At 29.4% G+C, this 13128-nt stretch carries 13 protein-coding genes; 7 read left to right on the top strand and 6 right to left on the bottom strand.

Features of this window, described 5'->3' with window-relative positions; translation table 11 throughout:
- Positions 1–143: 143 nt before the first annotated feature.
- The 3 genes from pflB to O5Y44_RS04105 form a co-directional block, all read right to left on the bottom strand.
- Positions 144–2384, bottom strand: coding sequence for a formate C-acetyltransferase (gene pflB / locus O5Y44_RS04095; protein ID WP_271964881.1), 2241 nt, complete (start codon positions 2382–2384; stop codon positions 144–146).
- A 418-nt stretch (positions 2385–2802) separates the two neighbouring features.
- Positions 2803–3276, bottom strand: coding sequence for a peptide-methionine (R)-S-oxide reductase MsrB (gene msrB, locus O5Y44_RS04100; protein ID WP_271964883.1), 474 nt, complete (start codon positions 3274–3276; stop codon positions 2803–2805).
- Position 3277: 1 nt separating this feature from the next.
- A complete protein-coding gene (locus tag O5Y44_RS04105; RefSeq protein WP_371465586.1) occupies positions 3278–4132 on the bottom strand; it encodes a patatin-like phospholipase family protein in 855 nt (284 codons plus the stop codon).
- A 127-nt stretch (positions 4133–4259) separates the two neighbouring features.
- Here O5Y44_RS04105 and O5Y44_RS04110 point away from each other — a divergent pair, with 127 nt between their 5' ends.
- The 6 genes from O5Y44_RS04110 (at position 4260) to O5Y44_RS04135 (ending at position 8793) form a co-directional block, all read left to right on the top strand.
- The gene (locus O5Y44_RS04110; protein ID WP_371465587.1) at positions 4260–4859 is read left to right on the top strand and encodes an NAD-dependent epimerase/dehydratase family protein; all 600 of its coding nucleotides are present in this window, start codon (positions 4260–4262) and stop codon (positions 4857–4859) included.
- A 152-nt stretch (positions 4860–5011) separates the two neighbouring features.
- Positions 5012–5899, top strand: coding sequence for an ABC transporter ATP-binding protein (locus O5Y44_RS04115; RefSeq protein WP_371465588.1), 888 nt, complete (start codon positions 5012–5014; stop codon positions 5897–5899).
- A 12-nt stretch (positions 5900–5911) separates the two neighbouring features.
- Positions 5912–6652: an ABC transporter permease gene (locus tag O5Y44_RS04120; protein ID WP_371465589.1), complete on the top strand. Its 741-nt coding sequence runs from the start codon at positions 5912–5914 to the stop codon at positions 6650–6652.
- 84 nt (positions 6653–6736) lie between these two features.
- On the top strand, positions 6737–7828 hold the full coding sequence (locus O5Y44_RS04125) for a sensor histidine kinase (RefSeq protein WP_271986710.1): 1092 nt from the start codon (positions 6737–6739) through the stop codon (positions 7826–7828).
- 11 nt (positions 7829–7839) lie between these two features.
- A complete protein-coding gene (locus O5Y44_RS04130) occupies positions 7840–8439 on the top strand; it encodes a response regulator (protein WP_371465590.1) in 600 nt (199 codons plus the stop codon).
- The gene (locus O5Y44_RS04135) at positions 8440–8793 is read left to right on the top strand and encodes a hypothetical protein (RefSeq protein ID WP_371465591.1); all 354 of its coding nucleotides are present in this window, start codon (positions 8440–8442) and stop codon (positions 8791–8793) included.
- 266 nt (positions 8794–9059) lie between these two features.
- On the opposite strand, the gene O5Y44_RS04140 is transcribed toward O5Y44_RS04135, so the two are convergent.
- Genes O5Y44_RS04140 through O5Y44_RS04150 form a run of 3 tightly spaced genes read right to left on the bottom strand, consistent with a single transcriptional unit; the run spans position 9060 to position 11562 of the window.
- Positions 9060–9710, bottom strand: a complete 651-nt coding sequence (locus O5Y44_RS04140; protein WP_371465592.1) for an MmcQ/YjbR family DNA-binding protein — start codon at positions 9708–9710, stop codon at positions 9060–9062.
- A gap of 7 nt (positions 9711–9717) precedes the next feature.
- The gene (locus tag O5Y44_RS04145) at positions 9718–10587 is read right to left on the bottom strand and encodes a glutathione S-transferase C-terminal domain-containing protein (protein WP_371465593.1); all 870 of its coding nucleotides are present in this window, start codon (positions 10585–10587) and stop codon (positions 9718–9720) included.
- A gap of 15 nt (positions 10588–10602) precedes the next feature.
- Complete coding sequence (locus tag O5Y44_RS04150) at positions 10603–11562, bottom strand: Gfo/Idh/MocA family protein (RefSeq protein WP_371465594.1); 960 nt, start codon at positions 11560–11562, stop codon at positions 10603–10605.
- A 373-nt stretch (positions 11563–11935) separates the two neighbouring features.
- On the opposite strand from O5Y44_RS04150, the gene galE reads away from it, so the two are divergent.
- Positions 11936–12958 (top strand): UDP-glucose 4-epimerase GalE, encoded by a 1023-nt coding sequence (galE, locus tag O5Y44_RS04155; protein WP_315498689.1) that lies wholly within the window; start codon positions 11936–11938, stop codon positions 12956–12958.
- Positions 12959–13128: the final 170 nt, after the last annotated feature.

The raw sequence follows: 13128 nt of genomic DNA on the forward strand, positions 1-13128 counted from the left end.
ATCTCCTCCTTCTGCTATTTATAGTTTAATTATAACGTATACATCGCTATTTTGTAAACACTTTTATAGTATTATTTACTACCTAATTAATCTAAAAAAGTGGAGGCCTGTAGCCTCCACCTTCTTACTATTTATTCACTTAATTACATGAATTGGTGCATTGTACGGCTTAATACGTCACGTTGTTGTTCTGGAGTTAAACTGATTAGACGTACAGCGTATCCTGATACACGAATTGTGAAGTTTGGATAATCTTCTGGAGATTCAATAACTTTAAGTAATGTTTCTTTATTGAATACGTTAGTATTTAAGTGGTAACCACCTTTTTTGAAGTATCCATCCATCATTGCTGTTAAGTTTTTGATTTGGTCTTGTTTAGTTTTACCTAATGAGCTTGGTGTAAATGCAGCAGTTAAGCTGATTCCATCACGGCTGTATTCATATGGTAATTTAGCTACTGAGCTTAAGCAAGCTAGAGCTCCACTTTGGTCACGTCCGTTCATTGGGTTAGCACCTGGAGAGAATGGTTCTCCTGCGCGACGTCCATCTGGAGTGTTACCAGTTTTTTTACCGTATACTACGTTAGAAGTAATAGTTAAGATAGATGTTGTAGTTTCATCTGCACGGTAAGTTGGGTGTTTTTTAAGTTTAGTCATGAATGTTTTTAGTAATTCAACAGCGATTTCGTCTGCACGGTCATCGTTGTTACCGAATGTTGGGAATTCACCTTCAACTTTGTAGTCTACAGCTAATCCAGTTTCATCTTCGATTGGAGTTACTTTAGCATATTTAATAGCTGATAAACTATCCACTGCTACTGAGAATCCAGCGATACCAGTTGCCATGAATCTTCTAACTTTAGTATCGTGTAATGCCATTTCTAAGCTTTCGTAAGAATATTTATCGTGCATGTAGTGGATTACGTTTAATGTATTGATGTATAGTTTACATAACCATTCCATGAATACATCGAATTTAGCCCAAACTTCATCGTAGTTTAATACACCACGTAGAGGTTCTGTTTTAGGTCCAACTTGGATTCCTAATTTTTCATCACGTCCACCGTTGATTGTGTATAGTAAAGCTTTTGCTAAGTTAGCACGAGCTCCGAAGAATTGCATATCTTTACCAGTAGTCATACCACTTACACAACAAGCGATAGATTTATCACAAGTTCCTAAGAAGTCTGCTAATAATTCATCACTTTCATATTGAATAGCACTGTGGTTAATTGAAGATTCAGAACAGAATTCTTTGAATCCAGTTGGTAATTTACTAGACCAAAGGATAGTTAAGTTTGGTTCTGGAGAGTTACCCATGTTATCTAATGTGTGGATGAAACGGAAGTCAGTTTTAGTTACTAATGATCTTTCAGCGTCTAACATTTCACCTACGATTAATGTAGCCCAAATTGGGTCACCAGAGAATAATTGGTTATATTCTGGAGTACGAGCGAATTTAACGCAACGTAATTTTAATACTAAGTGGTCAATTAATTCTTGAGCTTGAGACTCGTTAATTGTTCCATCTTGTAAATCTCTTTCGATATAAATATCTAAGAATGTAGCAATGTTACCGATTGACATTGCAGCACCGTTTTGTTGTTTGATAGCTGCTAAGTAACCGAAGTATAACCATTGAACAGCTTCTTTAGCTGTAGTAGCTGGTTCAGAAATGTCGAATCCGTAGATTTTAGCTAATTCTTTTAATTCACCTAAAGCACGAATTTGTTCGTTAACTTCTTCACGGTCACGAATAACGTGTTCAGTCATAACACCGTCAGCTCCGATTTGAGCTAAGTCTTCTTTTTTCCAAGCGATAAGTTGGTCAACACCATATAAAGCTACACGACGATAGTCCCCGATAATACGACCACGTCCGTATGCATCTGGAAGACCAGTGATTACACCAGATTTTCTTACTAAACGCATTTCTGGAGTATATGCATCGAATACACCTTGGTTGTGAGTTTTACGATAGTCAGTGAAGATTTTAATAACTTCTTCGTCTACTTCGTATCCGTATGCTTTACAGCTGTTAACAGCCATGTTAATACCACCGAATGTCATTAACGCACGTTTAAGTGGTTTATCAGTTTGTAACCCAACAACTTGTTCTAAATCTTTTTCAATGTATCCAGGTCCGTGAGATAAGATAGTTGAAGGAATACTAGTATCCATATCTAATGTTCCACCAGCTAAACGTTCTTGACGCATTAAATCATTGAATTTTTCTACTAATTTAGTAGTTGCTTCAGTTGGTCCTGCAAGGAAAGATGCATCTCCTCTATATTCAGTATAGTTAGATTTAATGAAATCTACTAAATCTACCTCTGTTTGCCATTTACCACCAACGAATGCTTTTTTTTCTGCAACTGTTGTCATATTAATGTCACTCCTTAAAATTTTTTATTATATATGTGATAAATAAATTTATTAATTAAACTATTTGTTACACTCTTAGTGTACCGCATACATATTACTAAGACAATATTTTTCTTATTCAAATTGTGTACAATTTGTGAACTCTAGTACTAATACAGTAAATATGAATTCTGAATTCTCTATTTAATTAATAGTAAAATATTACTGTGTATTTTTGAAAACCTAATTGCAAAAACAATGAAAACGTTAACTTTAGCCATTTGTTTTTCTATAGATATTTTATATCTCTAAGAAATCTGTTATTATACTGTAATTATTTATATTGAATATATTTGGTAGACATATATAAAAAATATCATATTTTTTTACAAAAAATAAGAGGTAAATGATAGATGGTATCGTTTACCTCTTTAATTTTCTATTTATCAAATAAATTTGATAAATTTCCATAACCCTCTTTTTCTAAATCTTCCTTCTTAATAAACCTTATCGAAGCACTATTTATACAATATCTAAGCCCTCCCAGTTCACTTGGACCATCTGGAAATACGTGTCCTAAATGAGCATCTCCCACTCTACTTCTAACTTCAATTCTTTCCACTAGATGCGAATTATCTTTATAGTACCTAGTGACTTCACTTTCAATTGGTTTTGAGAAACTTGGCCACCCGCAATGAGATTTAAATTTATCTTTTGAAGAAAATAATGGTTCACCTGTTGTTATATCTACATATACTCCTTCTTCAAAACTATCCCAATATTGTCCAGTATACGGACTCTCAGTTGCACTTTCCATAGTAACTGCATATTCTAAATCAGATAATTCTTTTTTTAGTTCATCTTTAGATTTTTTTTCAAAATCATCTGGATTTATTTTTATTTGTTCATCCATTTTAAACATCTCCTTTATTATTAATATATTGTTTTAAATCTTCTATTATATTATTACCATCTTTTAGCCCTAAGTTATAGACATAGTTTAATTTTTCCGTATCTTTTTCTAGTCTTTTTACAGTAATATCCTCACTTGGTCGTATAACAAATACTTTCCCTTGTTTTTCTAATTCTAGTATTCGTTCAACCGTTTCATTATAGTCTTTATATCTATTCTTCAACTTTTCAATTAAATGCGGATATTTCTTATAAAATAACTTAAATTGTAGACTTGTTGATTTTTTCTTTCTATATGTAATAGGTCTTGTTAGTATAACAATAATTTTATCAAAATTTTGTTTTTCAAAGAAGTCTATCGGTATGCTATTAGCTATTCCACCATCTAAATACTTTTTCTCATCTATCTCAATTATTTCCGAAATAAATGGAAGAGCAGAAGTTGCTCTTAACGTCTCCATTTGTTTGTAAGGATCTGTTATTTCTATAAACTCCGCTTCTCCGTTTTCTATATTTGTTACAGTAGCATAGAAATTTGTCTTAGAATTTTTAAATGTTTTATTATCAAAAACATCAAGTTGAAATGGAACTTTATAGTATGTAAAGTCTTTATTTATTAGATTACCTGTTCTTATCCAACTTTTTAAACTCATATATCTTTTATCATTAATATAATTAACATTGTATCGTAGTGCTCTTTTAGGTTGTTTAGAAACATAATTTACTCCAAAAAGTGTTCCCGCAGAAACTCCAACAATATCAGTAACTTCTATATCATTTTCTAAGAACACATCAAGGACACCTGCTGTAAATAATCCTCTCATAGCTCCACCTTCTAATACTAAACCTACTTTCATTCAATCACACTCCTTTTTAAATTGATACTATTATATCATCTTTTTTTCATTAGTTTAAATAAATTTACTCGGGTACTAAGTTATGTTACTATTTAAAATGAGAAAAATAATTTAATTCGAGGTACATATGAACATACTACTAATCGGTGGCAATGGTTTTGTTGGAAAAGCATTAATTAAAGAATTTAAAAAATACAATGTAAAAGTCAGCTATTTATCTAGATCTCAAAACCACTCTATCTCTATAGATGAAGCAACTTTTATACAGGGAGATATTTTTGACAGTGAAAATATAGTAATCAACAAAAAATACGATATCGCCATTCATTTAATCGGAACAATTAAAAATAAAAAGCTATATTCAAAGCTAAATACAGAAAGTGTAACACAGACAATTAAACTGTGCCAAAAACAAAATATCAATAAACTAATCTACTTTTCTGCAAATGGAGGCTTCAAACAATATTTAGAAAGCAAACGTAACGGAGAAAAATTAGTAGTAGATTCAAAGCTAAACTATCTTATTATACGTCCAGGCCTTATGTATGGTAAAGACAGATTTTCTTCTTATTTTAATATATTCCCGATTAAACTTTTTTCTAAATTAGGTATAACATTTTCCAAAAAAGTTTATCCTCTTCCTGTTGAAAAAGTAGCAGAGTCAGTAGTTAAAGCTATTCTCGATAACACTGATTCAATTATTATTGAAATAATAGATATGAAATAACTATTCAGGATGACTTAAAATCTTTGTTTCTAAATAAAACAAGTTTTTAAGTCTTTTTTTGTGACATTTGTCATATTACTTCATGACATTACCTACTAAAAGTAATCTTAGCACTTTGGTACAATTTAATTATCAAACAAGAGGTGACAAAAATGGAAACAAAAAAAGTTATAGAGATAAAAAACATTAATAAACAAATAAATAAAAAAAGAATATTAAATAACATTTCATTCGATATTTTCAAAGGAGATTGCGTAGCTCTTATAGGTCCAAATGGAGCTGGTAAAACAACATTGATGAATTGTCTTTTAGGTAATAAATTTATAGATTCAGGAAGCATTAAAATAAATGACTTACAACCTACAAATAATAAATTAAAAAAATTAGTTAATGTTCTTCCCCAAGAAAATGTTGTTCCTCAAAAACTTAAAGTTAAAGAATTAATTGATTTTGTAAAAAAACTTTATAAAGATCATCTATCAGACGAAGAAATTGACAACTTACTAAAATTTGATAGCAAACTAAAAGAAACTTTTGCATCTAAACTTTCAGGAGGACAAAGAAGACTTCTTTCTTTCGTACTTTCATTAATAGGAAAACCTAGTATTCTATTTTTAGATGAACCAACTGCTGGAATGGACACTTCAACACGTATTAGATTTTGGGAAATAGTAAATACATTAAAAAATGATGGTCTAACAATTATCTATTCTTCTCACTATATTGAAGAAGTAGAACATACTGCAGATAGAATATTAGTTCTTAATAAAGGAGAACTAATTCGTGATACTACTCCACACGCTATGAGAGCCGAAGAAGTAGAGAAATTCTTCACTTTACCTATTAAATATTTAGAAGTTATTGAAAACAATCCAGAAATTTACAACTTAGAAATAAAACGAGATAGTTTCAACTTCTTAACTAAAAAAACTGATTTAATTTGGAATACTTTACAAAAATCAGGATGTACTTTAAATGATTTAGAAATTCAAAACAGAACACTACTTGATAGTATATTTAATACTACTAAAGAACAATAAGGAGACAAGACAATGAGTAATATCGGTACACTTTTAAAAATGGAATTTATTTTTACTAAAAGAAATTTATCAAACTTTATTATGGGATTAGGATTCCCAGTAATCTTCTTTGTATTATTTTCAGGAATGCAACAATTTGATGATCCTACTGTTCAAACTAGAGTTATTAAAGATATGTTAATTTCAATGACTGCATTCAGTAGCATAAGCTTTGCATTTTTCTCTCTACCTGTTTCTATTAGAGAAGATGAAAATAATAACTATCTACACTTAATTAATAATTCACCTATTAAACTATCTGAATACTATATAGCGCGTTTTATTCGCATTATCTTCACTTTTATAGTATCAGTCGTTGTAGTATTTATTGTTGGACATTTTTTAAGAGATGTTAATATGAGTGCACGTGAATGGATTATGGCAGGTGTATTAATGGTTCTTGGTAGTATTACTTTCTTAGGAATGGGACTATTATTAAGTCTAATTCAATCAGTAGAAAAATTAAGTTTATTAGCAAATATTTTATATTTAGGGTTAGCTATGTTAGGTGGATTATGGTGGCCAACTTACTTATTCCCAGAATGGTTACAAAATATTTCTAAAGTAACTCCAACATATAACCTATTAGAATTTGTAAATAAATATCTTAAAGATGGAGTATTCTCTTTCACTTCATTTGGAGTTTTACTTGCTTATAGTTTTGGATTTATTATCCTTACTTTAGTAATTAAACGTAAAACAGAATCTAAATAAGCTAAAGGTGTGTGATTACATTATTCACACACCTTTAGTTTTGTGATATCATATAAAATATACCCTTAAATAAAGGAGACGAACATGAACAAAGTATTAATAAATAAGATTAAATCTAACTATATATTTTTTATATCACTAGTATTTTTTGTTTTTCCACTAGTATATATTGTTAATGGTAGTTATCCGTTTTATATATTGCCTCTGACTATAATGGCGATTGTTTCATATATTTCTATTCTATTTACTGAAAATAAGTATATTATTTTTATAGAATGGTTTTATTTAGCTTTCTATATTGCATTTATGGCACTATATATTAATCCAACGAATATGTTATTCTCTTATTATCTAAGTAATCTGCTAGTTTGGAGATTTCATGATGATTACACTACATACAGATCTATAAGTTTCTTTATAGTAATTAACTCAATTATGATTCATATTGCGTTAACTTCACTACTTACTGGTGATAAAGTAATTATGTTTTGTTTCTACTTCCTATGTCTTATTACGTACTTCTTACAAAAACGTGGTTATGAAAGAAACAAGCTAAAAAATGAACGCATTAAATACAATGAACATATTAACATCTTACTAGCTGAAAATGAGCGTAATAGAATTGGTCAAGATCTCCATGATAGTATTGGACATACATTTGTTATGTTAAAACTTAAAGCTGAACTTGCAGAGAAATATTTAGAAAAAAATAATTTAGAGGCTGCCAAAAAAGAACTTTGTGAAATTAGTAAAATTAGTAAGGAATCAATGGATAACACTCGTGCAATAGTTAATAAACTTAAGCACCGAACTGTTGAAGAAGAAATTAAAATTATCCAAGACATTATGATAATGAGTGATATTCAACTAAATCTTAATAATAATTTCACTACTAAACCTATTGGGCTTCAAGAGTGGACTATTACAATGATTCTAAAAGAACTAACAAATAATATTATTAAACATAGTAAAGCTAATAAATGTGATATAATATTAGATGAGAGTAATAAAAACTACACTATTACTGCTAAAGATAATGGTTGTGGTTTTGAGATAATAACAGGAAGCGAATTAGCTTCAATTAGAGAAAGAATCAAAGTAGTAGATGGAAAAATAGAAATACTTTCTAAAAAAGAACCTACTATTATTAGAGTAACAATTAGTAAAGATAACTAATGGAGGTATTTATGAGATTATTAATTGCAGAAGATCAAAGTATGTTACGAGATGCAATGGCAACATTATTATCAATGCAAGATAGTGTTGAAAGTGTACTTCAAGCAAAAAATGGAAAAGAAGCTATAGATTTAATTTCTACTAATAATATCGATGTAGCTATACTTGATGTTGAAATGCCTGAAGCAACAGGATTAGAGGTATTAGAATATACTCGTAGTAATAACATACATTGCAAAGTTGTTATTGTGACAACTTTTAAACGTATGGGATATTTTGAACGCGCCATAAAAAATAACGTAGATGCCTATGTACTAAAAGATCGTTCAATAGATGAACTTATGGAAACAATTAACAATGTTTTAGCAGGGCACAAAGAATACTCACCTGAACTAATGGAAAATATTTTCAACAGTCATAATCCATTAACAAATCAAGAAAAAATTATTCTTATAAAAATTAAAGAAGGATTATCAAATAAAGAAATTGCTAATGCACTGTTTTTATCCGAGGGAACTATTAGAAACTATATTTCTAACATTCTAACAAAATTAAACTGCAAAAACAGGACAGAAGCTGTAAAAAAATCTACTGAGGAAGGATGGCTATAGATGACAAGAAAACTTGCTATAAGATTATCATTACTTTCATCAATATTATATATAGCTCTAACAATACTATACTTTTCAAGTGTAATATCAAAAATTAATCATTCTGATAGTCCTAGTACTGGCGCTGGTTTAGGATTGCTACTTGCATTTCTAATACCACACTACTTTATGCTCTTAATAGCTGTTATTTTTAATATTGTTATCTCATTGATAAAATTCACCAAAAATTATTTAATTATTATAAATATTATATTGTATATCATAGCTGGTGCGTTAGGGATTTATATTGGATTTTTCTTTATTATTTCTATTATTTTCCAAATAATATTCTTGATAATTGCATACAATAAATAGAAAAAGGAACAACTCTAAATCATAATTTGTATTTTTTCTTTTCTCATGATATAATGTGAATATACATTAGGAGAGCATATAAACTCCGTTCCCTAGTGGTTTATTTGCAGACTTTTTCAAAGATTTCAAGAATTGTTAACACTGTTGCTAGGCCCAACAACTTATCTTTATGAGAATCTGCTTTTTATTTTTTTTAAAATAAATAAAAACAGGAACAACTCTAAATCATAATTTCTACAAATTGATTTTTAGTTGTTCCTGTTATTTTATTTAACCAAAGAATAGCTAATATCGATTAATTCTTTTATTATCTCCAATTTGATATTTTTATCTAACACTATACTAATCCAATGCTTTTTATTCATATGATATGCTGGGAAAATATTTTTATTATCAATAATTTCTAAAATTTTGTCCGTTGGATATTTTACATTTAAAATTTTCACTTTAGTTGTAATATCGGTATTTTTATTCAATTTACTATAGTCTACATCTAGAAACAAGGCATACCATTTATTTTTTTTATTTACAAATGCCAATATATCTGGGTGTTTTTTAAAAGGATTAACATGATTTTCACCATATTTATTATTACAATAGTCGATGATTTCTGAACTTATTTTTCCTGATTCATCAGTTAACCCTAATATTGAACTTAGTAGTTTCTCTACATGTTCTCTAATATTTTGTACCGTTTCACCTACAGCACTATCTACACTATACAACGAATAAATCTCATCAAATTCTATATCATAAACTTCTATCAAAAGTTGACTATTAACAAATACTATTTCTATTAAAAAACTACTGTCTAAAATTTCTTTTCGATATATTAGTTTTTCCGCTTCTTCCCTAAATCCATACTGTAAAAGTTTTTCTTTAGAGAAGTTATATTTTTCTACATCAATTATTTTCATAAAACTTTTATTCGAATCTAGCTCTATCGTGACTTTGATTCCACTTGTCTACCTCTGGTCCTTTTGGCACAATAGTTTTACCTGCTGATACAAAATATCCAACCTTAATTGCTTCAAAGTCTGTTGTAGATCCGAATCCTGGTATTTGATATAAGTCTTTTAAGTAGTTGAAAATGTTAGTATATTCCTCGATTCTCTTTTTATTCGCAGAATATAATCCGTAATAAACTACATCAAAACGAATCATAGTAGTATAGAAGCGAATATCTGTTTCTGTTATCGTATTTCCATGGAAGTATCTTTGATTTGATAAACGATCCTCTACTACATCCATCATATCGAAGAATCTATCGAATGCCTCATCATATTTTTCTTGACTTTCAGCAAATCCCATTCCATATACACCATCATTAATAGCCACAGCAAATTTTTCATTCCACTCATCAATTTGACCTGCAAGATGCTCAGGATATAAATCTACCTCAGTATTTTTATGTAATTGTTTAAACACTGTAGAAAACTCATGAAGTATCTCCGCTGATTCTTTTCTAACTACTTTTCCTGTAGTTACATCAACAAGTACTGGTACTGAATACGGTCCTTCATAATCTGAATCACTATTTAAGTACACATCTTTAATTTTTGATTGTTTTAAAACTGGATCTAGCCCATCTTTATCTAAACTAAATTGCCATCCTTCTTCTCCACGACGATAATCCAATGTCCCTAAACTAATCGCGTCATCTAATCCTAGTATTTCTCTTGCTATAACTGCTCTATGTGCATATGGGCAGACTGCAGTCCAAAATAGTCGATATCTTCCTTCCTCTATAGGTTGTTCCTCTGTTCCAAATGGTTTACTAAAAAATTTTTTCATATGATTTTCTCCTTTTTAATTATCTATAAACTTTTTCGCTTCTTCATAAATATACATAACGTTCAAAGTATGTTCTTTCTGATCATTCATGAATTCAAAATCTTTATTATTTATAACTTCAACGAATTTTTTAAACTCAGCAAACATTCTATGTGAATGAATATTATTATTTTCCTCTATAGAATTATCTTTTGTTTGAATACTGTAATTAGGAACTTCATTTGTAGGACCAATAACCTTAATTATACCTTGGTCCCCTTGAATATTAACATAACTATTATTAAAAGTATCCTTAGCTGCTATGCATACTACTTTAAAGTTATCATATTCTAATAGAAGAATACCAGAAGTATCCACATCATTGACTATATTTGGTGAATAATGTACTTTATTAGGTTTACCAAATAATCCGACAACAAAATGAATATTATAAATATTTAAATCACCAAGCACTCCTCCACCTTTACTCTTATCAAAAACAGGAGCAAGAATTCCATTTTTAAACGCTTCGTATCTTGAAGAAAGTTGGGAAAAATTACACTCAACAAGTCGAATTTCTCCTATGTTATCAATACTATCTTTTATATCAAGATAGTTTTTTTGATATTGATTTGTTATTGCTTCTATTAGTATTAATCCTCTAGTTTCAGCAATTTCAAATAATTCTACAGCTTCATTATACTTTAAGGTAAAAGGTTTCTCGCAAATAACATTTTTACCAGCTTCTAAAGCTTTCTTAGCAACTGAATAATGCAAATTATTTGGAACTGCAACATAAATTGTATCTACTTCTTTATTTTCTAAGCAAAGGTCAATATCAGTATATATATTCTTAATATTATATTTAGACTGTAATTCTTTTAAATTTTCAATATTTCGAGCTGTTATAGCTTCTAATTTAATTTCTGGAAGTTCATGAGCAAAAGATAAGAAATCTTTCACTATCATTCCAGAACCAATAATTCCTAATTTCATGTTTTCCTCCAAATTACTCAACATAGTTCTTTAATTATAACTTGTTAAAATCTAGCTAGCAAATTTTTTGCATATAAACTCTTCCTTAGAACTTTCACATATAAGAAGCTTCTAATTCTATAACTTCGTATTCATGTTTCGTTATTATAATAGTACAATGTGTTGAATTTTTTACCAGTTCTTACTTTTTTTCGTGAAATATGTGTTACTTTTTAACTTACTCATTACCTATCTCATAATAACTATTCAACAACTATTTGTAAAAATAACGATTATTTTTCATATTTTTTCATATTATTTTCATTTTTCTATTGACTTATATGTACCTTATATGATATATATATATATATTTCAGAATGGAAAGGAATACAATATGACTAAAAAAATACTTGTTACAGGTGGAGCTGGATTTATCGGGTCTCACACTTGTATAGAATTATTAAACAATGGAAATGAAGTAGTTGTCGTTGATAACTTATATAACGCAAATAAAAAGAGTTTAGAAGTAGTTGAACGAGTTACTGGTAAAAAGGTAACATTTTATGAAGTTGATGTTCGAGATGAAGATAAATTAAATGAAGTTTTTGAAAAAGAAGGAAATATTTATGGAGTTATTCACTACGCTGGATTAAAAGCAGTTGGTGAATCTTGTGAAATCCCATTAGCATATTATGATAATAATATAGCTGGAACAATTACTTTGTTCCGTGTTATGGAAAAACACAACTGTAAAAATATAATTTTCAGTTCATCGGCTACAGTTTATGGAGATCCTCATACATTACCGATTAAAGAAGATTTCCCATTATCTGTAACTAACCCATACGGACGTACTAAATTAATAACTGAAGATATTTTAAAAGATGTTTATAAAGCAGACAACGAATGGAATATAGTATTACTTCGTTACTTCAATCCAATCGGAGCACATGAGTGTGGAGATATCGGTGAAGATCCAAAAGGAGTACCAAACAACCTAATTCCTTATATTATGCAAGTAGCTGTAGGAAAACTAGAAAAAGTTCAAGTTTTTGGTAATGATTTTGATACACATGACGGTACTGGAGTACGTGACTACATCCACGTAGTAGATTTAGCTCGCGGTCACGTATCTGCTCTTAAAAAATTAGAAAAAGGTAGTGGATTAACTATTTATAACTTAGGAACAGGAATTGGATATTCTGTACTAGATATTATTAAGAGCGCATCAGCTGCTGTTGGTCGTGATTTACCTTATGTTATAACTCCACGTCGTGCAGGAGATATTGCAGCATGTTATGCCGATGCTACAAAAGCAAAAGAAGAACTTGGATGGGAAGCTCAATACGATATAAAACGTATGTGTGAAGATTCATGGAGATGGCAAAGTAAACATCCAAACGGGTTCGCTGATTAATATACTTAAACAAGAAAATATAAGTCTATGTGACTGACCTAAAAATCCAAAATATATAAAGTCAGTATGAGAGTTTATAGGCACAACGGGAATGACTCAACAAAGTTGATTTCTTCGAAATCACGTTTTTTGAGTCACTCCCTTTTCTTATATAATAACACTTATTGAAT

This window comes from Gemella sp. 27098_8_155, from assembly GCF_041433725.1.
Taxonomy (GTDB): Bacteria; Bacillota; Bacilli; order Staphylococcales; family Gemellaceae; genus Gemella; species Gemella haemolysans_D.

What these genes read in the sequence shown, in the direction of transcription:
- pflB (WP_271964881.1), bottom strand. Translation starts at nt 2,384, where the DNA reads ATGACAACAGTTGCAGAAAAAAAAGCATTCGTTGGTGGTAAATGGCAA.
- msrB (WP_271964883.1), bottom strand. Translation starts at nt 3,276, where the DNA reads ATGGATGAACAAATAAAAATAAATCCAGATGATTTTGAAAAAAAATCT.
- O5Y44_RS04105 (WP_371465586.1), bottom strand. Translation starts at nt 4,132, where the DNA reads ATGAAAGTAGGTTTAGTATTAGAAGGTGGAGCTATGAGAGGATTATTT.
- O5Y44_RS04110 (WP_371465587.1), top strand. Translation starts at nt 4,260, where the DNA reads ATGAACATACTACTAATCGGTGGCAATGGTTTTGTTGGAAAAGCATTA.
- O5Y44_RS04115 (WP_371465588.1), top strand. Translation starts at nt 5,012, where the DNA reads ATGGAAACAAAAAAAGTTATAGAGATAAAAAACATTAATAAACAAATA.
- O5Y44_RS04120 (WP_371465589.1), top strand. Translation starts at nt 5,912, where the DNA reads ATGAGTAATATCGGTACACTTTTAAAAATGGAATTTATTTTTACTAAA.
- O5Y44_RS04125 (WP_271986710.1), top strand. Translation starts at nt 6,737, where the DNA reads ATGAACAAAGTATTAATAAATAAGATTAAATCTAACTATATATTTTTT.
- O5Y44_RS04130 (WP_371465590.1), top strand. Translation starts at nt 7,840, where the DNA reads ATGAGATTATTAATTGCAGAAGATCAAAGTATGTTACGAGATGCAATG.
- O5Y44_RS04135 (WP_371465591.1), top strand. Translation starts at nt 8,440, where the DNA reads ATGACAAGAAAACTTGCTATAAGATTATCATTACTTTCATCAATATTA.
- O5Y44_RS04140 (WP_371465592.1), bottom strand. Translation starts at nt 9,710, where the DNA reads ATGAAAATAATTGATGTAGAAAAATATAACTTCTCTAAAGAAAAACTT.
- O5Y44_RS04145 (WP_371465593.1), bottom strand. Translation starts at nt 10,587, where the DNA reads ATGAAAAAATTTTTTAGTAAACCATTTGGAACAGAGGAACAACCTATA.
- O5Y44_RS04150 (WP_371465594.1), bottom strand. Translation starts at nt 11,562, where the DNA reads ATGAAATTAGGAATTATTGGTTCTGGAATGATAGTGAAAGATTTCTTA.
- galE (WP_315498689.1), top strand. Translation starts at nt 11,936, where the DNA reads ATGACTAAAAAAATACTTGTTACAGGTGGAGCTGGATTTATCGGGTCT.